Annotated in this window: 24 protein-coding genes and 2 pseudogenes; 16 read left to right on the top strand and 10 right to left on the bottom strand. The window is 73.0% G+C overall.

Annotated features, from left to right (window positions below; genetic code table 11):
* Nucleotides 1–58: 58 nt before the first annotated feature.
* From ABZZ79_RS11005 to ABZZ79_RS11040, 8 genes and pseudogenes are all read left to right on the top strand, one after another.
* Nucleotides 59–226 (top strand): annotated as a pseudogene (locus tag ABZZ79_RS11005) (helix-turn-helix transcriptional regulator); the annotation flags it as partial.
* 368 nt (nucleotides 227–594) lie between these two features.
* Nucleotides 595–1,863, top strand: a complete 1,269-nt coding sequence (locus tag ABZZ79_RS11010) for a helix-turn-helix domain-containing protein (RefSeq protein ID WP_356688605.1) — start codon at nucleotides 595–597, stop codon at nucleotides 1,861–1,863.
* A 588-nt stretch (nucleotides 1,864–2,451) separates the two neighbouring features.
* Nucleotides 2,452–3,285 (top strand): ABC transporter ATP-binding protein, encoded by an 834-nt coding sequence (locus ABZZ79_RS11015; RefSeq protein WP_356688606.1) that lies wholly within the window; start codon nucleotides 2,452–2,454, stop codon nucleotides 3,283–3,285.
* Entirely contained in the window at nucleotides 3,282–4,286 is a 1,005-nt protein-coding gene (locus tag ABZZ79_RS11020; RefSeq protein WP_356688607.1) for an ABC transporter ATP-binding protein, read from the top strand. The genes ABZZ79_RS11015 and ABZZ79_RS11020 overlap by 4 nt, the downstream gene beginning before the upstream one ends.
* On the top strand, nucleotides 4,283–5,179 hold the full coding sequence (locus ABZZ79_RS11025) for a branched-chain amino acid ABC transporter permease (protein WP_356688608.1): 897 nt from the start codon (nucleotides 4,283–4,285) through the stop codon (nucleotides 5,177–5,179). The genes ABZZ79_RS11020 and ABZZ79_RS11025 overlap by 4 nt, the downstream gene beginning before the upstream one ends.
* Entirely contained in the window at nucleotides 5,172–6,296 is a 1,125-nt protein-coding gene (locus tag ABZZ79_RS11030; RefSeq protein ID WP_356688609.1) for a branched-chain amino acid ABC transporter permease, read from the top strand. Before ABZZ79_RS11025 ends, ABZZ79_RS11030 begins: the two co-directional genes overlap by 8 nt.
* 5 nt (nucleotides 6,297–6,301) lie before the next feature.
* Nucleotides 6,302–7,564, top strand: a complete 1,263-nt coding sequence (locus ABZZ79_RS11035; protein ID WP_356688654.1) for an ABC transporter substrate-binding protein — start codon at nucleotides 6,302–6,304, stop codon at nucleotides 7,562–7,564.
* A gap of 236 nt (nucleotides 7,565–7,800) precedes the next feature.
* Nucleotides 7,801–8,157 (top strand): annotated as a pseudogene (locus tag ABZZ79_RS11040) (ATP-binding cassette domain-containing protein); the annotation flags it as partial.
* Nucleotides 8,158–8,172: 15 nt separating this feature from the next.
* On the opposite strand, the gene tgmB reads toward ABZZ79_RS11040, so the two are convergent.
* The 4 genes from tgmB to ABZZ79_RS11060 form a co-directional block, all read right to left on the bottom strand.
* A complete protein-coding gene (gene tgmB / locus ABZZ79_RS11045; RefSeq protein WP_356688610.1) occupies nucleotides 8,173–9,162 on the bottom strand; it encodes an ATP-grasp ribosomal peptide maturase in 990 nt (329 codons plus the stop codon).
* Nucleotides 9,163–9,175: 13 nt separating this feature from the next.
* The gene (gene tgmA, locus ABZZ79_RS11050; protein ID WP_356688611.1) at nucleotides 9,176–9,367 is read right to left on the bottom strand and encodes a putative ATP-grasp-modified RiPP; all 192 of its coding nucleotides are present in this window, start codon (nucleotides 9,365–9,367) and stop codon (nucleotides 9,176–9,178) included.
* A 558-nt stretch (nucleotides 9,368–9,925) separates the two neighbouring features.
* Nucleotides 9,926–11,050 (bottom strand): hypothetical protein, encoded by a 1,125-nt coding sequence (locus ABZZ79_RS11055; RefSeq protein ID WP_356688612.1) that lies wholly within the window; start codon nucleotides 11,048–11,050, stop codon nucleotides 9,926–9,928.
* A 611-nt stretch (nucleotides 11,051–11,661) separates the two neighbouring features.
* Nucleotides 11,662–13,029 (bottom strand): FAD-dependent oxidoreductase, encoded by a 1,368-nt coding sequence (locus tag ABZZ79_RS11060; protein ID WP_356688613.1) that lies wholly within the window; start codon nucleotides 13,027–13,029, stop codon nucleotides 11,662–11,664.
* A gap of 296 nt (nucleotides 13,030–13,325) precedes the next feature.
* Between ABZZ79_RS11060 and ABZZ79_RS11065 the strand changes: the two genes are divergently transcribed.
* Nucleotides 13,326–14,051: a hypothetical protein gene (locus ABZZ79_RS11065; protein WP_356688614.1), complete on the top strand. Its 726-nt coding sequence runs from the start codon at nucleotides 13,326–13,328 to the stop codon at nucleotides 14,049–14,051.
* A 51-nt stretch (nucleotides 14,052–14,102) separates the two neighbouring features.
* Nucleotides 14,103–14,864: a hypothetical protein gene (locus ABZZ79_RS11070; RefSeq protein ID WP_356688615.1), complete on the top strand. Its 762-nt coding sequence runs from the start codon at nucleotides 14,103–14,105 to the stop codon at nucleotides 14,862–14,864.
* Nucleotides 14,865–14,870: 6 nt separating this feature from the next.
* Here ABZZ79_RS11070 and ABZZ79_RS11075 read toward each other — a convergent pair whose 3' ends face one another.
* A complete protein-coding gene (locus tag ABZZ79_RS11075; RefSeq protein WP_356688616.1) occupies nucleotides 14,871–15,650 on the bottom strand; it encodes an SDR family oxidoreductase in 780 nt (259 codons plus the stop codon).
* Nucleotides 15,651–15,692: 42 nt separating this feature from the next.
* Nucleotides 15,693–17,252, bottom strand: coding sequence for an APC family permease (locus tag ABZZ79_RS11080; RefSeq protein WP_356688617.1), 1,560 nt, complete (start codon nucleotides 17,250–17,252; stop codon nucleotides 15,693–15,695).
* A gap of 477 nt (nucleotides 17,253–17,729) precedes the next feature.
* Between ABZZ79_RS11080 and ABZZ79_RS11085 the strand changes: the two genes are divergently transcribed.
* Both ABZZ79_RS11085 and ABZZ79_RS11090 read left to right on the top strand, forming a co-directional pair.
* Nucleotides 17,730–18,467 (top strand): D-Ala-D-Ala carboxypeptidase family metallohydrolase, encoded by a 738-nt coding sequence (locus ABZZ79_RS11085; RefSeq protein WP_356688618.1) that lies wholly within the window; start codon nucleotides 17,730–17,732, stop codon nucleotides 18,465–18,467.
* A 72-nt stretch (nucleotides 18,468–18,539) separates the two neighbouring features.
* On the top strand, nucleotides 18,540–19,214 hold the full coding sequence (locus ABZZ79_RS11090; protein ID WP_356688619.1) for a lipoprotein: 675 nt from the start codon (nucleotides 18,540–18,542) through the stop codon (nucleotides 19,212–19,214).
* 52 nt (nucleotides 19,215–19,266) lie between these two features.
* On the opposite strand, the gene ABZZ79_RS11095 is transcribed toward ABZZ79_RS11090, so the two are convergent.
* Nucleotides 19,267–20,193: a GNAT family N-acetyltransferase gene (locus tag ABZZ79_RS11095; protein WP_356688620.1), complete on the bottom strand. Its 927-nt coding sequence runs from the start codon at nucleotides 20,191–20,193 to the stop codon at nucleotides 19,267–19,269.
* Between the two features lie 206 nt (nucleotides 20,194–20,399).
* Here ABZZ79_RS11095 and ABZZ79_RS11100 point away from each other — a divergent pair, with 206 nt between their 5' ends.
* Entirely contained in the window at nucleotides 20,400–21,239 is an 840-nt protein-coding gene (locus ABZZ79_RS11100; protein WP_356688621.1) for an alpha/beta hydrolase, read from the top strand.
* 37 nt (nucleotides 21,240–21,276) lie between these two features.
* On the opposite strand, the gene ABZZ79_RS11105 is transcribed toward ABZZ79_RS11100, so the two are convergent.
* From ABZZ79_RS11105 to ABZZ79_RS11115, 3 genes are all read right to left on the bottom strand, one after another.
* Entirely contained in the window at nucleotides 21,277–21,549 is a 273-nt protein-coding gene (locus tag ABZZ79_RS11105; protein ID WP_356688622.1) for a hypothetical protein, read from the bottom strand.
* 399 nt (nucleotides 21,550–21,948) lie between these two features.
* Nucleotides 21,949–22,512, bottom strand: a complete 564-nt coding sequence (locus ABZZ79_RS11110; protein ID WP_356688623.1) for a hemerythrin domain-containing protein — start codon at nucleotides 22,510–22,512, stop codon at nucleotides 21,949–21,951.
* 196 nt (nucleotides 22,513–22,708) lie between these two features.
* Entirely contained in the window at nucleotides 22,709–23,161 is a 453-nt protein-coding gene (locus ABZZ79_RS11115) for a YbhB/YbcL family Raf kinase inhibitor-like protein (RefSeq protein ID WP_356688624.1), read from the bottom strand.
* Between the two features lie 189 nt (nucleotides 23,162–23,350).
* Between ABZZ79_RS11115 and ABZZ79_RS11120 the strand changes: the two genes are divergently transcribed.
* From ABZZ79_RS11120 to ABZZ79_RS11130, 3 genes are all read left to right on the top strand, one after another.
* The gene (locus ABZZ79_RS11120; RefSeq protein WP_356688625.1) at nucleotides 23,351–23,878 is read left to right on the top strand and encodes a hypothetical protein; all 528 of its coding nucleotides are present in this window, start codon (nucleotides 23,351–23,353) and stop codon (nucleotides 23,876–23,878) included.
* A gap of 279 nt (nucleotides 23,879–24,157) precedes the next feature.
* A complete protein-coding gene (locus tag ABZZ79_RS11125) occupies nucleotides 24,158–24,547 on the top strand; it encodes a hypothetical protein (protein WP_356688626.1) in 390 nt (129 codons plus the stop codon).
* A gap of 25 nt (nucleotides 24,548–24,572) precedes the next feature.
* Nucleotides 24,573–25,142 (top strand): PadR family transcriptional regulator, encoded by a 570-nt coding sequence (locus ABZZ79_RS11130; protein WP_356688627.1) that lies wholly within the window; start codon nucleotides 24,573–24,575, stop codon nucleotides 25,140–25,142.
* Nucleotides 25,143–25,181 lie beyond the last annotated feature (39 nt).

Genomic DNA, 25,181 nt, shown 5'->3' on the forward strand with positions numbered 1-25,181 from the left:
CCGACAGTGGCAGTCGCCCGCCGCTCCCCGGGCGGGTTCGCAACGGTTTACGACAGGCAGAGCCGCCCGCCATGTCGCCGACGGGGCGACGAACCGGGAGGTCGCCCGGATCCTCTCGGTGAGTACCCGGACCGTCGACTACCACCTGCGCAGGGTCTTCGCGGCCCTGGACGTACGGTCCCGCGTCGAGCTCGTGCGCCTCGTCGAGCAGGCCGAGCGGTCCTAGTTTCTAGTGCCTGTCGTCACCTTCCGTCCGCCTCGCGACGCCCGGCAACCTTCCCCTCTGCCCTGAGGGCGTGGGAGGTGCCCCCCACGCGCCGCACCGGGTGGAAGCCCGCATACGTCCGGTACGGCGACTACCGTCCGGCTCGGCGAGAGCACGCACCGGACGCCGCGAGACCGTCCTTCGGGCGACGACGGGAAGGTGACGACCGGCCCTACGGGAAGGTGCGGGGCGTGACGACCGGCCCTACGGGGAGGTGCGGGGCGTGCAGCGACGCCGGAAAGAGATGTCCGACCCCTGGGGACCGACCGGACGGTATGCCATCCTTCCGAAATGGACGAGTCAGGTCGCACACCTGGGGGAGGACCGTGATGCACCGAGCCCTGAGGCACCGCACGCCGCACCGCACCGGACCGGCCGTCGTACCACCGCCACCGCGGACGAGGCCCGTCCGGTCGCTGATCGACGCCGAGGCCATCACGGTCCTGCATCGCGCGGCCCGCGTGCTGCTGGACGACCTGGCCGAACTCACCGATCGCCTGCTGGCCACCGTGCAGGACCAGGAGCCCGCCTACCGGGCGGCCGTGGCCGACGACCCGGTCGCCGTGTGGCAGGAGGTGCACCGCTCGCTGCGGCACAGCGTCACCTCGCTGCTCGATCCGCGCGGCTCCCGGGACGCCGCCCGCCGCTGCTCGTGGAAGATCGGCGCCTCACGCGCCGAGCAGGGCGTGCCGCTGGACGCCCTGCTGCACGCCTTCCGGCTCGGCGGGTCCCTGGTGTGGCAGCGGCTGGTGGAGGAGACCTCGCGCACGGCGCCCGAGGACGTGCGGCTGCTGGTCCATGTCGCCTCCGACATCTGGAACTTCGTCGACGAGCACTGCACCCTCGTCGCGGACGCCTACCACCACGTCGAGCGGCAGCTGGCCTGGCAGCGCGAGAACCGGGTGCGCGTGCTGGTCGCGGCCCTCCTCGACGGCACCAGCCGGATCGCCGACCTCCCCGAGACCGCGCAGGCGCTGGAGCTGCCGGAGCAGGGGCGCTACGTCGTCCTCGCCGTGACCGGCGGGCGGGGGCCCGGGCCGGCCGGCGCTCGGGCCGCCGTAATCGTTTCGGGTGTGCGGGTGCACTGGCACGCGGGCGCGGACGTGGACTACGGCATAGTCCTGGCCGCCGACGGCGAGATCCCGGAGTTCGAGGGCGTCGAGGCGGGTACCGGGCTGCGGATCGGTGTGAGCGGCGCCGTCGCGGGGCTGGCCGCCGTGGGGGACGCCCGGACGCAGGCCGACCTCGCGCTGAGCCTGTGCCCGCCGCAGGGCGGTGTCGTCCGGCTCGCCGAGCAGCTGCCCGCGGCCCTCGTCGTCTCCAGCCCCGACCTCGCGGCCGCCCTCGCCGACCGGGCGCTCGGCCCCCTCGCGGGGCTCGACCCCGCCGACCGCGAGGTGCTGCTCGACACGGTCGCCGCCTGGCTGACCTGCGACGGCTCCGCGCAGCGGGCGGGCGAACGGCTTTACTGCCACCGCAACACCGTGCTGAATCGGCTGCGCCGGTTCGAGCAACTCACCGGACGCTCGTTGCAGCGGCCCCCGGACGTGGTGGAGGTGAGCCTGGCGCTGACGGTGCGACGGGTGCTGCGGGACTGACCCGGCTCGCGCCGCCGCGTCCTCGACGTCCGGAAGGGCGGATCGTCCGCGATCCGCCCCACCTCCGCCATGGCCTGCGATCTGCTGCGGTGCCGCCTCCGCTGTGGTGTGCGATCGGGTGCGGTGCCGTCTCGGCTGTGCTTGCGATCTGCCGGCATCCCGCTGCCGCCATGGCCTGTGACCTGCCGCGGTCCCGCCTCCGCCATGGTCTGCGACCTGCTGAGGTGTCGCCTCCGTGGTCTGCGATCTGCCGCGGTCCGGCTTCCGCCGTGGTTTGTGATCTGCCGCGGTCCGGCCTCCGCCATAGTCTCCGAGCTGCCGCGGTCCGGCTTCCACCATGGCCTGCCACCGGCCGAGGTCCCGCTTCCGCCACGGTCTCCGACCTGCTGCGACCCCTCCCCGCCACGGCCTGCCCCGCACCTGTCCGCGACGTCGCCTGGGCGTCGGCACAACGACCCGCCGCCCGCCTTGGGACCCCGCAGCCCTCCTGCTGATCGCTCTGTACCGGCCCCTCGCGGCCGTGCTGTCGTGAGCTCCCCTTCCCGCAGACCCCGTGCCCGTACCCCGGCACGGACCCGAGGAGCCGCGATGCCCGAAGCACCACCGGACGACGAGCCCGCGCTGCACGTCGAGAACCTCGACGTGACCTACGGCCGGGCCCTGTCCGCACTGCGTTCCGTGTCCTTGACCGTGCCGCCCGGCGCCGTCGTGGCGCTGCTGGGCGCCAACGGCGCCGGAAAGTCCACCCTGCTACGGGCGGTCTCCGGCACGCTGCGCCTGCACCGCGGCCAGGTCACGGCCGGCCGCGTCCGGTACGGCGAGACCGCACTCGACGGGCGGGACCCCGTCGCCGCGGTACGCGCCGGAGTCGTCCAGGTCCCCGAGGGCAGGCGGGTGTTCGCCGGCCTCACCGTCGACGAGAACCTCCGCTCCGGCGGCCTCGGCCTCGGCCGCCGCGCCCCGGCGCAGGTCCGCGCCTCCCGCGACCGGGTCTTCGCACTGTTCCCGCGGCTCGCCGAACGCACCCGCCAGCAGGCGGGCCTGCTCTCCGGCGGTGAGCAGCAGATGCTCGCCATCGGCCGCGCCCTGATGGCCGCGCCCCGGCTCCTCCTGCTGGACGAGCCCTCGCTCGGCCTCGCCCCGCGCATGGTGCACCGGATCGCCGAGGTGATCCGCGAGATCAACTCCCAGGGCACCGGCGTACTGCTCGTCGAGCAGAACGCGGGCATGGCCCTGTCGCTCGCCTCCCACGCGTACGTCCTGGAGGTCGGCCAGGTCCGCTTGTCCGGCCCCGCCGGCGAACTCGCCCGCACGGACGCGGTGCGCCGCCTCTATCTGGGCGAGAGCGCGGACGGCGGGACCGGCAGCGATGCCGCCGACGCTCAGGGCGCCGACGCGGCCGACGCTCAGGGGGCAGCGTGACCGAGCGGACCCTCACCCCGCCGCCCGTCCTCGACGTGCGGGACGTCACCGTCAGGTTCGCCGGGCTCACCGCCCTCGACAGTGTCTCCCTTACCGTCGAGCCCGGCACCGTCCACGCCGTCATCGGCCCCAACGGGGCAGGCAAGTCCACCTGCTTCAACGTCCTGTCGGGCCTGTACCGGCCCGCCTCCGGCACGGTCCGCCTCGGCGCCACCGAGCTGACGCGGCTGGCCCCGCACCGCATCGCCGCGCTCGGTGTGGCCCGCACCTTCCAGAACATCGTCACCACCGAGGGCACGGTCGCCGACAACCTCCTGCTCGGCCGCCACGCCCTGAGCCGCGCGGGCTTCGCCGCCAGTGCCCTGCGGCTGCCCGGCGCCCGCCGCGAACAGCGCGAGCACCTCGCCCGCGCCCGGGAGATCGCCGAACTCACCGGTCTCGGCGCCCACTTCGACACCCCGGTCGCGGTCCTGTCGTACGGCGACCGCAAACGCGTGGAGTTCGCCCGCGCCCTGTGCCTGGAACCGCGTGTGCTGCTGCTCGACGAACCGGTGGCCGGCATGAACGCCGCCGAACGGGCCCGCACCGTGGAGGTCGTACAGGACGTGCGCGAGCAACTCGGCCTGTCCGTCCTGCTCGTGGAGCACGACATGGGCCTGGTGATGCGGCTCGCGGACGAGGTCACGGTCCTGGACTTCGGCCGCACCATCGCCCACGGCACCCCCGACGAGGTCCGCCGCGACCCCGAGGTGCTGCGCGCCTATCTCGGCGAAGGCGAAGGCGAAGGCCACAGCCACATCCACAGCCACAGCGAAGGCGACAGCGACGGCGAAAGCGACAGCGACAGCGACAGCGAAAGGGACAGCCACAGCGAAGGCGACAGCGACAGCGACGGCGAAAGCGACAGCCACAGCGACGGCGAAAGCGACAGCCACGGCACCGGCGACGCAGCCGGCGCAAACGAAAGCGACGGAGAAAGAGAAGGGGAGGACGCCGCATGACCGGATTCCTCGACCACGTCCTCAACGGCCTGGCCCTCGGCTCGGTCTACGCCCTCGTCGCCCTCGGCTTCGTCGTCATCTTCAAGGCGTCCGGCGTGCTCAACTTCGCGCACGGCTCGCTGCTCCTGCTCGGCGGCTACCTCACCGCCGTGCTCCACGACGACCTCGGGTTCCCCGGCGCCCTGGCGCTGGCCGTGCTGGTGACGGCGGCCGTGGCGGGCGCCCTGGACCGGCTGCTGCTGCGCGGCGGCGACCGGGACCCGCAGGCCGCCCAGGTGCAGACGATCGTCACCATCGGCATCGACATCGTCCTGCTCACCGACCTCGCCCGGCGCATCGGCGGTGATCTGCTCAGCCTGGGCGACCCGTGGGGCGACTCCGTCACCCGGCTCGGACCGCTGACCGTCGCCGACAGCCGGCTCGCCGCGATCGGCGTGTCCGCGCTCGTCATCGGCGCCGTCTTCGCGCTGTTCCGGTTCACCTCCTGGGGCCTGTCCCTGCGGGCCTCGGCCGAGGATCTGGAGGCGGCGGCCCTGATGGGCGTCCGGCTGGTGCGGGTGCGCACCCTCGCCTGGTGCCTGGCGGGCGCGCTCGCCGCGCTGGCCGCGGTGTTCCTCGCCGCGTTCCCCGCGCCGGGCTTGGAACGCACCACCGGGCAGATCGCCCTCAAGGCCTTCCCGGCCGCGATCCTCGGCGGCATGGCCTCCCCGCCCGGCGCCCTGGCCGGCAGCCTGCTCATCGGCCTGACCGAGTCGCTGGTCGCGGGCTACCAGTCCGAACTCCACGTCCTGGGCGACGGGTTCGGCGACGTCGCCCCCTACGCCGTGATGGTGCTGGTCCTCCTGGTGCGGCCCACCGGGTTGTTCGGCGCGAAGGGAGCGGTCCGTGTCTGAACTCACCAGGCGGGCACCGTACGTGCTGCCCGTACTCCTGCTGTGCGCGCTGCCCTTCTACGTGGAGGCGTTCTGGCTGCGGGTCGGCCTGTTCGCCATGGCCGCCGCGATCGGGGCCGTCGGCCTCGGCCTGCTGGCCGGCACGGCGGGACAGCTCTCCCTCGGCCACGCCTTCTTCCTGGCCGTCGGCGCCTACGGGTACGCCTGGCTCGCCGGGGAGCCCGGGCCGGGCCTGCCACCCCTGCTCGCCCTGGTTCTCGCGGTCCTGCTCGCCGGGGCCGCGGGCGGCCTGTTCAGCCCGGTCGCCGGACGGGTGCGCGGCATCTACCTGGGTGTGGCCACCCTGGCGCTGGTCTTCCTCGGCCACCATGTGCTGCTCACCGCGGACTCCGTCACCGGCGGCTTCAACGGCCGTTCGGTGCCGCCGCTGACCGTCGGCGGCTTCGGCTTCACGGACGACGGCCCCGAACTGGTCTTGCTCGGTGTCCCGTTCGGCGCCGAGGAACGCCTGTGGTATCTGGGTCTGGCCCTGCTCGCGCTGACCTGGTTCACCGCCCGCGGCATCCGGGCCGGGCGGCCCGGCCGGGCGCTGGCGGCCCTGCGGGACAGCGAGACCGCGGCCGCGGTGATGGGCGTGCACGTGGCCCGCCACCGCTCGGCGGCCTTCGTCGTCTCCTCGATGTACGCGGGACTGGCCGGGGCGCTGCTCGCCCTCGCCTTCCGCCGTATCGTGCCCGACTACTTCGGTCTCGCCCTCTCCGTCGACTACCTCGCCATGATCGTCATCGGCGGCCTGGGCTCGGTGGCCGGCGCCACCGCGGGCGCGGTCTTCGTCACCGCCCTGCCCCTGCTGATGACCCGGTACGCCGACCATCTGCCGCTGGTCGCGACCCCCGGCTCGACCGACGGCTCGGTCGGCCCGACCGAGGCGGCCCGCTATCTCTACGGCGCCGCGATCATCGGCTTCCTCCTGTACGCCCCCGACGGTCTGCACGGCCTGGTCCGCCGTCTGCGCGCCCGCCTGCGGCGCCGCTGTACCGAACCCGCCCCCGCGACGACCCCTTCGTCCGTCACCCCGCCCGTTACCGCGCCACGAGCCAAGGAGCACACCCCGTGAACGTCATGCACCCCCGCCCCCGCATCCTCCTCGCCTCGGCCCTCGCGGCGCTCCTGCTGTCCTCCACCGCGTGCAGTTCCAAGGCGAGCGACGACACCGCGCACGACGGCGCCGACGGCGTCAAGTCCGGCCCCGGCGTCACCGACAAGACCGTCCGGCTGGGCGCCCTGACCGACCTGACCGGCCCATACGCCACGCTCGGCAAGAGCCTGGTCCAGGCGCAGCAGATGTGGGCCGACGAGACCAACGCGGCCGGCGGCATCTGCGGCCGCAAGGTCCAGATCGTCGTGGAGGACCACGGCTACGACGTGCAGAAGGCGGTCACCGCCTACGCCGACATGTCCCCGGACGTCGTCGCGCTGCCCCAGGTGGTCGGGTCCCCGGTGGTCGCGGCACTGCTCGACGACATCGAGCGCGACCGGATGCTGACCTTCCCGCAGGCCTGGGCCGCCTCCCTGCTGGGCAAGCAGTCCGTGCAGGTGCTCGGCACGACCTACGACCTCGACATGATCGCCGCCGTCGACTTCCTCACCCGCACCAAGGGCCTGAAGAAGGGCGACAAGATCGGCCACGTCTACTTCGAGGGCGACTACGGCAGCAACGCCCTGGAAGGCTCGACCTGGGCGGCCGAACGCGCCGGAATGAAGATCGTCGGGCAGAAGATCAAGGCCACGGACACCGATCTGTCCGCGCAGGTCTCGGCGCTGCGCGCGGCCGGGGTGAAGGCCGTGCTGATCAGCGCCGGCCCCGCCCAGACGGCCTCCCTCGCCGGGGTGGCCGCCTCGCGCGGGCTGCTCGTCCCGATCGTCAGCAACGCACCCGGATTCGCGCCCCAGTTGATGAAGACACCGGCCGCCAAGGCGCTGGCCGGGATGCTGAACGTGGTCAGCGCCATCCCGGCCGTCGGCTCGGAACTGCCCGGTGTGCGCAAGATGGTGGCGGCGTACGAGAAGAAGTACCCGGGCTCCCCGGTCGACTCGGGCGTGCTCTCCGGCTACAACGCCGCGCAGTTGATCGGCGCCGACCTCAAGAAGGCCTGCGCGGCTGGCAGTCTCGCCCGCGAGGACGTCATCAAGGCGCACCGGTCGCAGCGCGACGCCGACACCGGGCTCGGCTCCCCGCAGGACTTCTCGGACGTCGACCGGCCCGCGAGCGTGCGGACGTACGTGCTGAAGCCGGACGCGAAGGCCGTCGGCGGCCTGGTCGGCGTGGAGGACGCGCACAGCGCGCCGGGAGTGGAGGAGTACCTGACGTCCCGTTCGTCCTGACTCCCTGACGCGGGGTCCTCTCCGGCGCGGCGCCTGGAGGAGTAATCGCTCGCCACGTGTAGGGCACGCTGGAGAGGACCCCCACATGGCGTCGTCGACCGAGCCGCCGCTCGATCACCGCTACCGGGACGAACACCCCGTCCGCACGCTCGCCCATCTCTTCCGCCCCGACCGCCGGCGCCTGGCCGCCGCGGTCGGGGTGTTCACCGTCAAGCACAGCCCCGTCTGGCTGCCGCCGGCTCCTCCAGGGCCTGGACACGCCGGTCGGTGAGCGCGGCGCCCGGCTGTCGGGCGGCCAGCGCCAGCGGCTCGCCATCGCCCGCGCCCTGATCCGGGACCCGCGCATCCTCGTCCTGGACGAGGCGACCTCGGCCCTGGACACCCGGTCCGAGGCGCTCGTCCAGCAGGCCCTCGCACTGCTGCCGCGCGGCCGCACCACGTTCGTCGTCGCCCACCGACTGTCCACGGTGCGCGGCGCGGACCGGATCGTGGTGATGGGCGACGGACGCGTCCTGGAGACCGGCACGCACGACGAACTGCTCGCCCGGGGCGGGGCGTACACCGGCCCGCACAGCGGTCAGGCGGTGTCCTGAAGCTCCGGGCGGCGCTCACGGCACGGCCGCGTTGGTACCACCCCGCCCTCGCTGCCGCGGCAGCGACGGCGGCGCCACGGCCAGCCACTCGGCGATCGTGCGCGCGACGGGCTGGCCCGTCTCGACCTCGATGAAGCCGAACTGCCCCGACTGGTTGCACTCCAGGAACCACCAGGTCCCGTCGGCGTCCTCGGCGAAGTCGAAGGCGCCGTAGGCCAGTTCCGCCTCGCGCAGATACGTGAGCACGCACTCGGCGACCCGCGGCGGCACCTCGACCGGGAGCCAGGGCGCCGCGGACTCGGCGAAGCGCACGTCCACGTCGTCCGGGTCCGCGTCATCCGCGGTCGCCTTGCGCGCGGCCAATAGTCGCTCGCCGACCGCCGTGAGGCGGATGTCCGCCCGCTTGGCGACCCGGCGCTGCAGCAGCGTGGGGCCGTACGCCACAGCCGAGAAGTCCGTGCCCGGCGCCACCCTGCTGGTCGGCACCGCGCGCGGCGGCTCCTGCGGGTGCGCCCCGGACACCGGCTTGACCACCAGGTCCGGGAAACGCTCCGCGAACTGCCGCGCGGCCTGCGGGAAGGTGGTGATCAGGGTGGCCGGCACCGGCAGGCCGCTGAGCTGCGCGAGCCGCAGCTGCCACGGCTTGTGCCGGGCTCTGCGGGCCGCGTCGGGATGGTTCATCCAGCGCGCGCCACTGCCCCGCAGCATCCCGTAGAGAGCCTGTGAGGACTCCTCGGTCAGCCACGGGGACGGCTCCGCCACCCGGGCCGCCGGCACCCCCGGCCGGCGCACCCAGACGGATCTCAGCCCCTCGATTCCCACCAGGCGCCCCGCGGACCACAGGTGGCCGCGGAAGGTGCCGTGCACATACTCGCCCGAGAGCGCGACCTGGCCGGTCAGATCGGCCGGGTCGAGGCGCAGCAGGGGCACTCCCGCCGCGTGCAGGTGCACGACCACCATGTCCGCCGTCACATCCTCTTCGGATGTCAGGATCAGCACGGTCATCGACGTTCCGTGTTCAGTCGTCGAAGTGCGTCTTGGAGCCCGCAGTCGAGGTCGTGGTCCCCAACTCTCTCAACAGGGTGAGATCGGTGGCGGCGATCCTCCCGTCGACGAGCACGTTCAACTGCAGTCCGGAGTCATAGGTGTACGCAGCGATAACGTCCAACTCCACGGCCGGGCGAGCGTAGTTGAGCGCGAACGGTTGCATGGTCTCTCCCTCGTCGGTGCTGCTCCGGACAAGTCCGGGAACAGGCCGCTGTCTTGCTGTGCCCCGTGGATCTTGCAGGGCTTCCATCACTTATACGAATCGAACGAGTGAATGGTTTCGTCACACTCCGTGTCCACGGACGTGTGGGGTCGCTCTGAACCTGAGACGGTCGGGGCCGCCTGTCGGTTGACTTGTCGTGGGAGACGGCTCCTGGGTGCGGAGCCGCGCGTGCGGGCCGCCGCCCCAGGCTCGGACGGTCCCGCGCCGTGCCGCGGTTCCCTCAGTCGCGCCCGTCCGTGTGGCCGACGGCCCGGGAGACCTGGTGCGGGTCCGTCGGAAGCACCAGCGTGACGGCGGCGAGCGCGGGGGTGGTCGAGTCCACGGAGCCCTCCTGTGTCCGGTGCGCGAGCGGGGTGAGCGGCGCGCGTGCCACGTCCGTGCGCCCCGTGGCACGGCGCGCACGCGCTCTATGAGGATTCCCCCTCACGGCGGCTGTATTGCCGCGACAGCGGGCGCCCACACCCTCCGGGACGCCGTGTGCGCCCGTACGCCCCTTGTTCAGGCCGGAGTCGGGTCGTCCGGGTGCTCGCCGTCCGGTGCGGGGCGCCGGGTCCGGGCGGAGGGCCTCAAGCGCTCCAGCGTGCGCGTGAGCTGCTGGAACGGCGACGCCGTGGCGGGCTTCTCCGGGGCCGGCCGATCGCCGACCGCCTCGCGGTAGGCGGCCAGCGCCTCATTGGCCTGCTCGGCGGCCTCCCGGTACAGGTCCCGCGACTTCGTCATCGCCTCCAGCGCCTCGGCGTACATGGCGACCAGTTCGCGCGCACGGGCGAGTTCCTCCTCCGGCGTCAGCAGGCGCCAGTCCTCCCGCAGCACGGTCAGTGCCGCCTCGGCGTCCTCGGCCGGCGGCCGGGGCAGCGCGGCGAAACGGGTGACCGCGGCGGTGAGTTCGGCCGGTTCCGACCCGTCGAGGAAGACGCTGCGCACGGAGAAGTCCTCGCCGTCGTAGGCGGCCGGGGCGGGCTCCCCGGGCAGCACGAGGGCTCCGCCGCGCGGCACTCGTACGCCGAGGTCGCGCAAGGCGTAGTTCACCGCGCGCAGTTGATGGGGCGCCGCGCGGTGCTCCACCACCCGGTGCCGCAGCCCCGGGGGCAGCCGGTCCGCCAGCGGCACCCGGCCGCGCTCGTCCGGCGTCATCGCCTCGTGCACGACGACATGGACGGCCCAGCCCGAGCGCGCGGCGTCCTTCAGCACGCGCCGCAGGTCCTTTTCGTCCTCGGGCAGCGGGTTCAGCCCGGCGAGGACGAGGCCCGCGCCGGCGTCGTGACCCCACTCCGGCTCGGTGTCCTCGGGCCAGAACATGTCCGCGGGCGACGGCCACGCGAGGTCCCAGGCTCGCTCGGCCTCGGCGGCCAGGGTCCAGGTGCGATCGCCGTCCGGGCCGGGCGCGAGCGTCAGACGCGCCCGCACCGTCACCTCGGCCACGGGCCGCCAACGCGCCTCGAACGCCCGCTCGGGGGAGCCCTCGGCGGCGGGCAGCTCAAGCTGGTCGTCGATCGTCCCCGCGTCCTTCAACTGCCGCAGACGCGCGCGTACGGCCCCTTCCGCGCCGGGTCCGACATGGCGGCCACGGGCCAGCCACACCGTGGAGGGAGTCATCGGGCGGTCGGTCGAGGAGGTCGGCATGGGTCCATCAAGGGAAGGGGGCGTGGGTCCACCTGCAAGTATCCCCGCCCGGCCGCCGAGGCAATCACTCGGGGGTCGGCCGGCCCGCGCATCGGAGCAACTCCCATGGCGCGCACGGGGTGTGCGCGCCACGCGCGGGGCACGCGGTACGCACCCCCACGTCGCGCCCTTCACTCCTGTCCCGGAGCGCGGCACGACGGCAAGAATCCCCAGGGCGGACAGGGCACGCCCGCCATCCGCTCGGGGCGGGCCCTGTCCGCACGGGAGGACACGGCCGCACCCGGGAGGGCGGCCGCAGTTGTCCGCACGGGGGTCTCGGCGCCGCTTCGGGGCGGGTCCTGGACGCGAGGAAGGGCGGAGTCGCACTCGAAAGAGCCGACACCGCCCGTCCGTCCGGAGTCCTGGACGCCGCTCCGAGGCGGCCCACCCCTGTGCGCCCCCAGGAAACGCGCCCTGAAGGGGCGCGGGGAGCGGCGCGACGGGCCACGACGAGAGCCGCAGACACCCACCGTCCTGTAATGGGGGCGCGGGGAACGGCGCGACAAGCCACAACGACAGCCGCACACACCCACCGGCAGCACCGGGAAGCCCCCCGCCCCACCCACGGAGTGCTACGCGCCGCTAGCCCGCAGCATGTCCTCGCGCTCGACGATCTTCACCCGGTCACGGCCCTGCGGCTCGCCCAGCGCCTTCTCCGCGGCGTCGAGCCGGTACCAGCCCTCCCAGGTGGTGAAGCGCAGGTTCCGCTCGGTCAGGAAGGCGTCCACGGCCTCAGGGGCAGGAGAGTCCGGGGTCTGCAGACGCCCGCCCGCGAAGTCCTCCAGCAGGTTCGCCACGGTCTCGTTGGCGTCACCCTTGGTGTGGCCGATGAGCCCCACCGGGCCGCGCCGGATCCAGCCGGTGACGTACACGGACTGCAGGTGCCCGCCGCTCTCCTCGATGACCCGGCCGCCCTGGTCCGGCACGGTGCCCGAGTCGATGTCCCAGGGCAGCTTGGGCAGCTTGTCGGACAGGTAGCCGACCGCGCGGTACACGGCGTCGACGTTCCAGTCGGTGAACTCGCCGGTGCCCTTGACGTTGCCGGTGCCGTCCAGCTCGGTGCGCTCGGTGCGCAGGCCCACGACCTTGCCGTCCTCGCCCAGGATCTCCACCGGCGACTCGAAGAAGTGCAGGAAGAGCTTGTGCGGACGGTCGCCGACGTCGCGGATCGCCCAGTTCTCCAGGGTCTTGGCGACCATGTCGGTCTGCTTGTTGCCCCGCCGCTCGGCGATCGAGCCCTCGTCGTAGTCGATGTCCTCGGGGTTGACGATGACCTCGATGGTGGGGGAGTGGTCCAGCTCGCGCAGTTCCATCGGGCTGAACTTCGCCTGGGCCGGGCCGCGTCGGCCGAAGACATGGATCTCGACGGCCTTGTTCGCCTTCAGGCCCTCGTAGACGTTCGGCGGGATCTCTGTCGGCAGCAGCTCGTCGGCCGTCTTGGCGAGGATGCGGGAGATGTCGAGCGCCACGTTGCCCACACCGAGGACGGCGACCTTCTCCGCCTCCAGCGGCCAGGTGCGCGGCACGTCCGGGTGGCCGTCGTACCAGGAGGCGAAGTCGGCGGCGCCGTAGGAGCCGTCCAGCTCCACACCGGGGATCTTCAGCTCGCGGTCCGCCATGGCGCCGGTCGAGAAGATCACACCGTCGTAGAAGGCGCGCAGGTCGTCCAGGTGGAGGTCGGTGCCGTAGTCGATGTTGCCGAAGAGGCGGACCTGCGGCTTGTCGAGCACCTGGTGCAGGGCGTTGATGATGCCCTTGATGCGGGGGTGGTCGGGGGCGACGCCGTAGCGGATCAGACCGAACGGCGCGGGCATGCGCTCGAAGATGTCGATGGACACGCCGGGCTCGCTGGCCGCCACGTCCGACTTGAGCAGGGCGTCGGCGGCGTAGATACCGGCGGGTCCGGCTCCGACGATGGCTACCCGCAGAGGGCGCGACATGATCAGGTTCCCTTCGAGCGATGACAAACGATCTCGAAGGGAAGCCTAAGTTAAGGCAAGCCTAACTTGGTACGCGGGTCCGGTCTATGGACTCATAAGCCAGCTTTATGGATGGTCAAACCGGCGCTTGGGGCCCTGCCCACTCTCGCAGACGGTGCCCGTGAGGGACCGTGCGGGGCTCCGGTGCCGGGCATCCGCCCATGCCTCCCGCAGCACGTCACGCCCGGAGTCGTGACCCTCCGCCAGGAAGGTCGTTCTTGCAGCGCGACAGGTACGTTGCGAAAGGGGAACCACCGGTGAGCTGCTGGATCGCCGTAGGCCTGGGCGCCGCCGCGTTCGTCCCGCTGCCCGGGGCCGTGGGCGCGCAGGCGCAGGCCGACGGAGCCTTCTGGGACGCCCGCGCGGCGATCTGCGCCCCCGACGCCGCGCCGACGGCGGCGGAGTACGCGGAGGAGCCCGCGGCGTACGGCGAGGTGTCCCTGGCGTCCGCGGAGGAGCCCGCGGCGTACGGCGAGGTGTCCCTGGCGTCCGCGGAGGAGCCCGCGGCGTACGGCGAGGTGTCCCTGGCGTCCGCGGAGGAACCCGAGGCGTACGGGGATCCACCCGCCCTGTACGGCGAGCCGCCGGGCGCTCCCGCGGTGTACGGCGAGCCGCCGGCCGCTTCGGCCGAGGACCGCGCGGCGCACCCGCTGGAACCGCCGGCCCGCCCGGCCCCCGCCTCACAGAGGACGGCCGAGCCCGCCCCGGCCCCCGCGAAGGCGCCGACGCCCGCCTCGCAGGCGGCCCCTCCCGAGGCACCGGACAGCCGCCCGCCCTCGCAGGAGCCGCCCGCACACCCCCGGGCAGCCCCCGCGGCCCCGGACCCCTTCCGCTGGGTGTCGCCGCACCGCGCCCCGGTCGCGGCCGAGCGGAAGACCGCCGGCGGCCTCTCGCTGGTCACCACCAGCACCGTGGTCACCACGCCCGCGATCCTCGCCGCCGCGGCCCTGCGCCCGGGTTCCCGGCGCCGTCGCGACACCTGACCCGCACCACCACCCCCTCGCACGACCCCGCCCACCCTCTGGAGTTCTCCCGTGCCGGAATGGCTGATCTACACCCTGGCCGCCCTCGTCGTCTGCGCCCTCGTCGTCGCCGCGACCGTCGTACGCCATCGTCGGGTCGACGCCGACGAGGACACCTCCGAGACGCCGGACGTGCTGGAGTACATGGTGATGATGGTGGGCGTCGTCTACGCCATCGTCCTGGGGCTGGCCATCGCCGGTGTGTGGGAGGCACGGGGAGCGGCGGAGGACAGCGTGCGGCGCGAGGCCCTCGCCCTGCACGAGATCGACCAGCGGGTGGACGTGTACCCGGCGGAGTTCCGCGACCAGGTGCGCGGGCACATCGACGCGTACGCGCGCCACGCGGTGACCGCCGAGTGGCCCGCCATGGAACGCGACACCGAGCCCGGCTCGACCGGGGCCGAATTGCTCGGCCGTATCCGGGCCGACATCGCGCACCGGACCCCCTCCGACGAGCTCCAGGCGCAGGCCTACCAGCCGCTGCTGGACGAGGTGGCCGCCGCGGACATCGCCCGGCATGAGCGGCTGGACAGCGCGGGCACGACTCTGCCGGGCGTGGTCTGGTTCGGCCTGGTCGCCGGAGGGGCGGTGACCCTGGCCCTGCTGTTCGCGCTCCAGATCCGCCGCTCCGTGCGGGAACTGCTGCTGGCCACCGCGTTCAGCGCGCTGGTGGTGTTCCTGCTGTTCCTGGTGTGGAGCTTCGACGCGCCGTTCGGCCACTCCGGCGCCGAGTCCGCCGAACCGCTGACCGAACTGTTCGTCTCCCAGGTCTGAGCGGCCTCAGTGCACCGACAGCCCGCCGTCGACGAAGATCGACTGCCCGGTGATGTACGCCGAGGCGCGGCTCGCCAGGAAGACCGCCGCGCCCGCGAAGTCCTCCGGCAGCCCGTTGCGGCCGGTCATCGTGCGGGCGGCCAGCTCCGCCATCTTGCCGGGCTGGGACTGCAGCCGGGCGTTCAGCGGAGTCGGCACGAAGCCGGGCACCAGGGTGTTGCAGGTGACGCCGTACGGCGACCAGGCCTCGGCCTGCGAGCGCGCGAGTGACTCCAGCGCGCCCTTGGACACGCCGTAGGCGCCGCTCTGGACGAACGCCCGGTGCGCCTGCTGCGAGGTGATGTGGATGATCCGGCCGTGGCCTCGCCCGGCCATGGCTGGGCCGAAGCGCTGCCCGAGCAGGAAGGGGGCGTCCAGGTTGACCGCCATGGTGGTGTCCCAGACGTCGTCGCCCAGCTCGCCGAGCGGCGGTCGCAGATTGACGCCCGCGGAGTTGACCAGGATGTCCGGCTCGCCGAACCGGGTCACCGCCTCCTCGGCGGCCGCCCGCACCCCGTCCCGGGTGCCGAGGTCCGCGCTCACCCAGGCGGCCCGGCAGCCGGCGTCCGTCAGCTCCGCCACCGTGTCCGTCAGCTCCGCCTCGCGACGGGCGACCACGACCACGCTCGCCCCGGCGCGGGCCAGGGCCCCCGCGACGGCCCGGCCGATGCCGGAGCTGCCGCCGGTGACCGGGGCGACGCGGCCGTCGAGCGAGAACAGATCAGTGAGATACGCGTCCTTGATCATGCGCTCACCCTAGGGCCGCGTCCTGGCCGGTGTCCGCCCGTCTCAGTCGTCGGCGACCAGCGCCGGCGTGGACTTGGCGAGCACCTCGCCCCGGAAGAACGCCGGGCTGCGCCGTCGCATCACGAGCATGATCACCACGCCGACGGCGAGCAGCCCGACGCCGATGACGAAGACCGAGCCGACCCCGAGGACCGCCGAGCCGCTGCCGTACGCCGGGTCCCACATATCGATCAGCGTCTTGGCGAAGACGGCCGTCAGCAGCAGTCCGCCGACCACCGGGAACAGGCCCTTGAACAGCAGGTCGCGGCCGGACCTCAGCAGCTCGGCGCGGAAGTACCAGGCGCAGGCGAAGGCGGTCAGGGCGTAGTAGAAGCAGATCATCAGGCCGAGGGCGTAGATCGTGTCGACCAGGACGTGCTCGCTGACCAGGGTCATGACGGTGTAGAACACGCCGGTCGCGATGCCGGAGGTGACGGTGGCGCGGCCGGGCGTCTTGAAACGCGGGTGCACCTGGGCGTAGGAGGCGGGCAGCGCGTGGTACGTCGACATCGCGAGCACCGTGCGGGCGACCGGGATGAACGTGGTCTGGAGGCTGGCGGCGGCCGAGGCGAGCACCGCGACGAACAGCAGGATGCCGAGCGCGGGGCCCATCACCGGACCGGCCAGCGCGGCGAACACGTTGTCGGAGGTCTCGGGGTTGGCGAGGCCGAGGCCCTGGTCTCCGGAGCCGACGACCATCTGCGCGGCCACTCCGGTGGCGAGGTAGGAGCCGACCAGCACGACCATGGCGATCAGCGCGGCCCGGCCGGGGGTGCGGCTGCTGCCGCTGGTCTCCTCGTTCGCGGTCAGACAGGCGTCCCAGCCCCAGTACATGAAGATCGACAGGGACAGGCCCGCCGTGAAGGCGGCGAACGAGCCGACCGCGAACGGGTTGAGCCAGGACCAGGAGAAGTCGGCGCCGGTCGGGAAGCCGGCGCCGCCCGCCTTGCCGAAGGCCATCGCCACGAACACGGCGAGCACCAGCAGTTGGAGTCCGACGAGCGCGTACTGCACGCCCTTGGTGGCGGTCATGCCGCGGTAGCTGATCACCGTGGCCAGGGCGATCAGCGCCAGACACGTGACGATGTGGACGGCCTTGTTCCCGTCCAGCGCGGCCACCGACTCGCTGCCGGTGACCTCGCCCGCGAGCAGCCAGAAGTACGACGTGGCCACGCCAGCCAGGTTCGACAGCACGATGATCGTGGCGATCACCAGACCCCAGCCGCACATCCAGCCCACGCGCGGTCCGAACGCCTTCACCGTCCAGGTGAAGGAGGTCCCGCAGTCCGGCATCGCCTTGTTCAGCTCGCGGTAGGCGAAGGCCACCAGGAGCATCGGCAGGAAGCCCGCGAGGAACACGGCCGGCATCTGGAGACCGACCTCGCCCGCGGTGGAGCCCAGGGTGGAGGTGAGGCAGTACACCGGGGCGACGGTGGAGACGCCGATGACCGCGCTGCCCAGCAGGCCGACGGAGTTTCCGCTCAGGCCTTTGGTGCGCATGCCTTCGACGGAGCGCCCGTCGCCGTCGTCCGCGGCCCGGGGCCGTACGTCCAGCTGAGTCATGAACAGGACGTTAAGTTCTGCGGTTTTCGTGCCCGGCGAGTCGCGGGGAAGCGGCCTCATGCGCACATGTGCCGTTTGTTAAATGGCCAACTCCATCCAGGGCCTGCGTTTCCAAGGCTAGTCGCCGATCGTGGCTGGATCTCCCAGTCGGAGGCTCCGGGCGTCCGATATTCGGTAATCGCAGCCGGGGCCGAAATCCGCCTTCCGGAAATTTCCGTGTGACCCACATCACATGGATGGCGTGCCGGTGACGGGGGGTGGTCAATCCCGTTGCGGGGCCCGTCGATCGCCGCCGCGGCAAGGGGTCACCGCTGGTCGCGCGAGGAGGGACGGCTGAGGCGCGCGGGGCGCGCCGAGGGGGCGCGCCCGGCGCCTCGCGCGGATCCGTATCGCCCGGCCGGGGCGTGGTTGACGCGCGTCACATCTCACGCCACTCTCTGCGTTGCCCGATGTCCTCCGGCCTAGCTAGGGGAGCAGATGCTCAGACGCGCGCTTCGACTCTTCGCCTCACTTGTCATGATCATGTCTGGAACGTTGGCGGGAACCGTTCTCACCGCGGGCACCGCCCATGCCGACGGCTGCTACACCTGGACCCGCACCCTCTCCCAGGGCTCCTCCGGAGCCGACGTGACCCAGCTGCAGATCCGCCTCGGCGGCTACGCGGGCTACGGCTCGGTCCTCGGCGTCGACGGCTCCTTCGGCCCGGCCACCGCGGCCGCCCTCAAGCGCTTCCAGTCGGCCTACGGCCTGTCCTCGGACGGCGTCGCGGGCACCGACACCTACAACAAGCTGTACGCGCTCCAGGACGACGACTGCACGCCGGTCCACTTCACCTACGGCGAGCTCAACGACTGCAACACCACCTGGTCCGGCGGCGCGGTCAGCGCGGCCACCGCCAAGGCAAACGCACTGCGCACCATGTGGAAGCTGGAGGCGATGCGGCACGCCCTCGGCGACCAGCCGATCACCGTCACCAGCGGCTTCCGCTCCTACGCCTGCAACTCGGCCGTCGGCGGCGCGAGCAACAGCCGCCATCTGTACGGCGACGCGGCCGACCTCGGCGCCGGTCCGCACTCGCTGTGCACCCTGGCCAAGCAGGCCCGCAGCCACGGCTTCAGCGGCATCCTCGGTCCTGGCTACCCGGGACACGACGACCACACCCACGTCGACCACCGCGACAGCCAGTACTGGTCGGCGCCCACCTGCGGCGTCTGACCCCGCACACCCTGCTTACGGATCTTCCCGCCCCGCTTGGATACAGTGTCCCGCCGGATTCCGGAAGGGGATATGAAAGTGCGGGTCGGGGCGGGAAGAGCAGCGCGGGGTCTGGTGTACGCGGCGCTGCTGGCAGGGGCGTTGACGGCCTGTTCCGGCGGGACCGACGAGCAGGCGAAGACGTCCGGCCCGAGCGCGAAGGCCTCGACGAGCGCACCGGCCGACGACGCCGAGACCGTCGGGAGCGGCGCCACCATCGGCCCGGCCGGCTCGGCCTGTGAACTGCCCGTCAGCTTCGACCTCGCCGCGGACTGGGAGGCGGAGGCCGTCGACGCCGCCGCGGCCGGGGACAGCGAGGCCGTCGCCGACCTGCTGCGGCAGGGCCCGGTCAGCGCCGCCTGCGAGGTGGACGCCAAGCCCGCCGGTCACATCGGCTTCCTGCGCGTATGGACCGGCAGGCCAGGCACCGACGACCCGCGTGAGATCCTGCGGGCCTTCGTCGCCGACGAGGACGGCAACGCCGGGGAGAAGTACGGCACGTTCGAGGCCGCCGACGGCGTCACCGGCGCCGAGGTGGTGTACGCGCACACCATCGAACTGCTCGACGAGACCAAGCAGGAGCGCGCCTTCGCCGTCATCACCGACAGCGGCCCGGTCGTCGTCCACCTCGGCGGCTTGGACACCGAGGAGCACCGGAACATGCTCCCGGCGTACGAGCTGGCCAAGCGCACCCTGCGGACGAGCTGACCTCGAACCCGTCCCGGGCCTCGGCGCCGGCCGGGAACGTGCCGGACCGGCCCTACGCCAGTACCGTCTCCCAGGTGTCGACGGCGTAGTGCACCGTCATGCCGTGGCGGCGGTACAGTTCCGGCGCCCCGGTGGCGTTCGAGGTGTCCACGCCGAGGCCCACGGTGTCCCGGCCCAGCGCGGCGAACGCGCCGAAGGCATGCCGCAGCAGCAGCCCGCCGAGCCCCCGGCCGCGGGCATCGGCCAGCACACCGACGCCGCGGATCCAGCCCATGGCCTCACGGTCGTTGCGGGCTATCAGGAAGCCCGCGTCGCCCAGCTCGTCGGTCGCGGCGATCCACACCAGGGACCAGTCCACGGTGTCGGCCTTGATGTCGGCCAGCCACGAGTCGTACGAACGCGGCTGGAAGTCGAAGTGCTCCGCGAAGGACGCCTGGTAGAGCCGGTGCACGAGCTGGCGGTCCGCCTCGGTGGCGCAGGGCCTGATCCGCACGCCTTCGTCCGGGGCGGGCGGCTGGTCCGCCGCGGGGTCCAGCGGCCGGTGCAGCACGTGGTAGCGGCGGACCGCCTGCCAGCCGCGGCCGCGGAGCCGGTCCAGGTCGGTCGTCGGCCGCACGTTCAGATGCAGATGGACCACCGCCCGTCGCGCGCCGTTGTCGCGCGCCTTCTCCAGCGCCCTGGCCTCCATCGCCGCGAGGATCTCGAACCCGGCCCGCTGGTGATCGGGCAGCACATAGTGGTCGACGTCGATGCGCTCGCCGCCCGACTCGTCCCAAAGCAGCCCGTACGCCACCAGCCGCCCGCCCTCGAACGCCAGCCAGGAGTCCCGCTCCAGGTCGGCCTCGGGATGCTTCAGATCGGCCTCGACGGTGTGCAGATCGGTCTCGGCCCGGCCGATCTCGATCAGATCGACGGCGTTGAGGAGGTCGGTGACAGCGGGTGCGTCGGCGAGGGTGGCCGGACGGATGGAGGGTGGCATGGCGCCCAGCGTCCGACGAGCGGGGAGCGGCTCGCAACGGGTTTTCCGCACGTCCGACGAGCGGGGAGCGGCTCGCAACGGGTTTTCCGCACGTCCGACGAGTGGGCGGCCGCTCGCGACGAGTCCCCGAACGTCACCCGCGCGCCGCGCACCGGACGGCGAAATCAGGTTGCCCGGACCGCGACTGGCTGAAAAGGTCGCCGATCATGGCCACTTTCTCGGCGTTCGACGGCACCACGCTCGCGTATCACGTCTCAGGACAAGGGGAGCCGCTGGTCTGTCTGCCCGGCGGCCCCATGCAGGACTCCCTCTACCTCAGTGACCTGGGCGGACTCGGCGCCCGACGCCGACTGATCATGCTGGACCTGCGGGGCACCGGAGCGTCGGCGGAATCCGCCGACCCGGCCGGCTACCGCTGCGACCGGCTGGTCGACGACGTCGAGGCCCTGCGCGCCCATCTCGGCCTGGACCACCTGACCCTGCTGGCCCACTCCGCCGGCACCAACCTCGCCCTGCGCTACACCGAACACCACCCCGCCCGGGTCGACCGGCTGGTCCTGCTGACGCCCAGCCTCTTCGCCGCGGGCATCACCGTCCCCGGCGGCACCCGCCACGAGACCGCCCTGCTGCGCCGTGACGAACCCTGGTTCCCCGAGGCCTTCGCGGCCCTGGAGGAGATCATGGCGGGCCGGGCGACGGCACGGACCTGGCAGGCCGTCGCACCCTTCCGCTACGGCAGTTGGGACGAGACGGCCCAGGCCCATCACGCCGCCGAGGCCACGCAGCGCAACGAACAGGCGGCCGCGCTCTACGGCTCGGAAGGGGCGTTCGACCCGGACTCCACCCGCGCGGCACTGGCCGCCTTCGACCGGCCGGTGCTCGTCCTCGCCGGAGAGCTGGACCTGAACTCCCCGCCCTCCGCCACGGCCGAACTCGCCGCGCTCTTCCCGGACGCCCGGCTCGTCGTGCAGCGCGGCGCCGGACACTTCCCCTGGCTCGACGACGCCTCCGGCTTCGTGCGGACCGTGGAGGACTTCCTGCCCTGACGAGGCGGTGGCCCGGCACACGGGCGGGGCCCGGCCTTCAGACGGCCGTGGCCTCGGCGCAGCCCGTCTCGGGGGCGTGCTCGGCCACGTCGGCGCGTTCGATCAGCAGACGGGCCAGTTCGCGGGCCTCCGACACGGTCAGGGACGCCCAGACGCCGGGGCCGCCGTCCTGGTGGCCGCCCACGTCCAGCGTGACCCGGCTGATGGGCCGCTCCTCGGGCGCGAGCCGGAGGCACTTCACCACGATCCGGCGACCGCATCCGGTCACCAGCGGAATCGCTCCGGCCGCATCAAGCCCTGTCGACGCCATCGGTGTCACGCCCCTTCTGCTGCAACGTCGTTGGACTCCCCGCCGGCCCAACTGCGCAGGGCCGCGTACCCGTCGGGCACGAGGGGGAGCGCGGGCGGTTCCCGTCCGTCCCGGGTTCCGGCCTCACACCTTCCACAACGCCGTGCCAGCCCGCCCCATTCCTGCCGTGGCGCCTCTCCCGGTTCTCGGGCCCCCACGCAGACGGCTCCGGGCAGCCGGGAGGGCGCCGGGCAGCCGGAAGGGCTCCGGGCCCCCGCGCAGACGGCTCCAGGCAGCCGGGAGGGCTCCGGGTAGTTGGAAGGGCGCCGGGCAGCCGGAAGGGCTCCGGGCCCCCGCGCAGACGGCTCCGGACAGCCGGAAGGGCGCCGGGTGTCCGGCGCCCTTCCGAGCAGGGAGGCGTCAGCTCGACTTGCCCCGTCCCGTGAGCGCGTCGCGCATCCGGTCGACCAGACCCATGCCCGGCGCCAGCAGCTTGTTCGCCGGGGGCGTGGACGGCGCCGAGGGGTGCGGCCGGGTCGGTGCGGCCTTCTTCGCCATGCGGACCTTGTCGCCGAGGTCGTCCAGCGCCTCGGGCGGGCAGGCCGCGCGCAGACCGGGGAAGAGGGTGCCCTCCTCGTCGGCCAGGTGTGAACGGACCTCGGTCATCAGGCCGCTGATCAGCACGTCGAACTTCGGGTCGTCCGCCGCGCAGCTCTCCAGGTCCTTCATCGTCCGCTCGGCCTTCGCGTGGTCCTCGATCTCCCGGTCGGCCAGGGCGTCCCCGTTCGGGAGGTGCTTGCGCACGGCCGGGTAGAGGTATGCCTCCTCGGCCACCGAGTGCCGCACCAGCTCCATCGTGACCTGATCGGCGTACAGCTTGCGTTCCCTGGCACCGGCCGGCAGCGCCTCGATCCGGGCGAAGAGGTCCTCGACCTCCCGGTGGTCGGTCATCAGCTCGTCGATGACGTTCCCTCCGTGACCCATGTTCTTCACCTCCAGCGTCGGACGGCGGGCTCCGGTCGGACCCGCCCGCGCCCGAGTGCCCCGTGCCGGGGCGGCTACACGAGCGCGTCCGGGAACCGTGGTGGCCGGCACGCACGGCGACGCCGGTGCTGACCGCGGCGGCGACGGCCCGGCCCGGCCGCCCGCCGGTGTCCGACCTGGCCGTACTCGCGGGGGCTCACCGGCGGTACATGCCCACCAGCGTGCCGCTGGCCACCTCCCGCTCCGCCACGATCCGGTGCACCTGGTCCGCCGAGGGCTCGTCGGGCAGGACGCAGGGCTCGCCGAGGGCGTAGAGACGGAAGTGGTAGTGGTGGGCGTCGTCGCCCGGCGGTGGGTGGGGGCCGCCCCAGCCGCGCTGGTGGTAGCCGTTGACCAGGTCGGTCCCGCCCCGCGGGTGCTCGCCGGAACCGGTGCCGTCGCTGTGCGGATCGATGCCCACACAGACCCAGTGCACGAAGGTGCCCGACGGGGCGTCCGGGTCCTCGCACACCAGGACGAGCTCGACGGCGTCGTCCGGCACCCCGGACCAGGTCAGCGGGGGAGAGAGGTTGTCGCCCTCCAGCGCGTACCGGCGCGGGATGTGCGCGTGGTCGTCGAAAGCGCTGCTGCTCAGTTCGATGCCGGTCATGCTCTCGGGGTACCACCTCAGGGACGGACGTGCACGTGGAGCCGGGTGGGGCCGGTGCGGTGACGCGGGTGGGCCCGGGTGTGGTGGAGGACACGGAAACGGGCCGTTTCCGGGCATGTCCGGCCCGGGGAGGGGCGGGCTACCGTGGTGGGACCCCCCATCGACCGACGAGATCCGGACGGCCCGGCAGTGCTTCCAGACCTTTGCTCACTCGTCGCGGCGACCGCCCGCTGGCTGATGTCCGCCTACCCGCCCGGCGCCGGCGCTCTGGCCGCCGCGCTGTGCGAGGCGCAGGCCCGCCAGGCGGTGACCGTCGCCGCCGGACTGCGCTACCCCACGGCCATGGACGCGGCGCTGGTCACCCTGGCCGGTCCGGGCGGCTCGGCACGGCTGGACCGGATCTCCGGCGCCGACCTCGACGACGCGGCCGACCCGGAGGACTCCGCCTGGCGGAGCTGGGTCGACGAGGTCGTCGCGAGCTGGGCGGCGTGTCTGCTCGCCGACCCCGACCTGGCCGTACGCTGCGTGGACGCCGTGGGCAGGGCCAGGCACACCGCCGTGACACCGCTCGGATTCCGTCGGCTGACGGCCCCGGACGAACGCGCCCTGCGGGCCGCGCCGTTCCTGCGCCACCCGGACCTGTTGGCCCCGGTCGCCGCCCTGCACCGGGAAGGGCTGCTGGACCGCCTGGGGTCCGAGGAGGCACTGACCGCCTGAGCGCGGACCGGACCGGCGGCACCTTCGAGCGCTCGCCCTGTGCCGTCGGCGTCTGCCCGGCGGTCGATCCCCGGGGACTTCAGGCCCAGATGGTGGGCGGCCTCATGGCCCGCGTCGCCCTCACGCTCAGCTCTGTGCTGCGCCTGGACAACGGGCGCTTCCTGGAGGGGCGGTTGGGACGACCACCGCTACACGCGGCAGTGGATCACCCCGCTCGAACCGGAGACCGTCGTCAGGCCGCCCACGACCGGACAGCCGGGCGTTGCGGGCGAGCCGGCTGTGGCGGGCGTGGCGGGCGTGGCGGCCGTGGCGGGCGTGGCGGGCGAGCCGGCCGTGGTCCGCGCGCCCACGGCCGTGCCACCGGCCGGATGCCGCCCGCCCGAGGGTCCGCGGCACCGTGCCGACCTGTCCGGCCCGCTGTGGGTGCTCGGAGACGTCCTCGGTGCGACCAGCCTGGAGTACGGCTGCGGGATCGGCGCCCGCCAGGCCCGCGAGGAGGGCCGCGAGCTCACCGAGGCCGGCCTCGACGAGATCCGCGACGTCTGCCGCCGCGGGACGTACCACCCGCGTCCGGCAGGCGATCATGGCGGGGGCCCGGAAGTACTGAGCGGCGAGCGCGGGGGGCGGGTGACCGTCGAGCCCGGCCGACATAGTCAGCCCGTTGACTAGTCAACACGAGTGCTAGCTTGCTGCCATGGCACTGCGAAACGCGCTCATGGCGGCCCTGCTCCAGGGCGAGGCGTCCGGCTACGACCTCGCCAAGGAGTTCGACGCCTCGGTCGCCAACTTCTGGATGGCCTCACCGCAGCAGCTCTACCGGGAGCTGGAGCGCATGGAGGGCGACGGCCTGATCACCGCGCGGGTCGTGGAGCAGGAGCGCCGCCCCAACAAGCGGCTGTTCTCCCTCACCGAGGCCGGGCACGAGGCCGTGCGCGCCTACGTCTCCGAGCCGCCGGCCAAGCCGACCGCCATCCGCGACGAGCTCATGGTGAAGGTGCAGTGCGCGGACGTCGGCGACATCGACGCGGTGCGCGCGGCCGTAGCCGAGCGGTCGGAGTGGGCCACGGCCAAGCTCGAACGCTACGAGCGGCTGCGGCAGCGGCTGCTGGACGGCCGTACGGAGGACGAGTACTTCGCCGAGGCCGAGAGCATCGGGCCGTACCTCACCCTTCTGCGGGGCATCGCCTTCGAGCGGGAGAACATCCGATGGGGTGAAATCGCGCTGCGTCGACTGGAGGAGCGGGCAGCGGCGCGCAAGGCCTGACCCGCCGCCCCCGCACCGCCCATCTCCCTGAACCGCGCC

The organism is Streptomyces sp. NPDC006458, assembly GCF_040612135.1.
Taxonomy (GTDB): Bacteria; Actinomycetota; Actinomycetes; order Streptomycetales; family Streptomycetaceae; genus Streptomyces.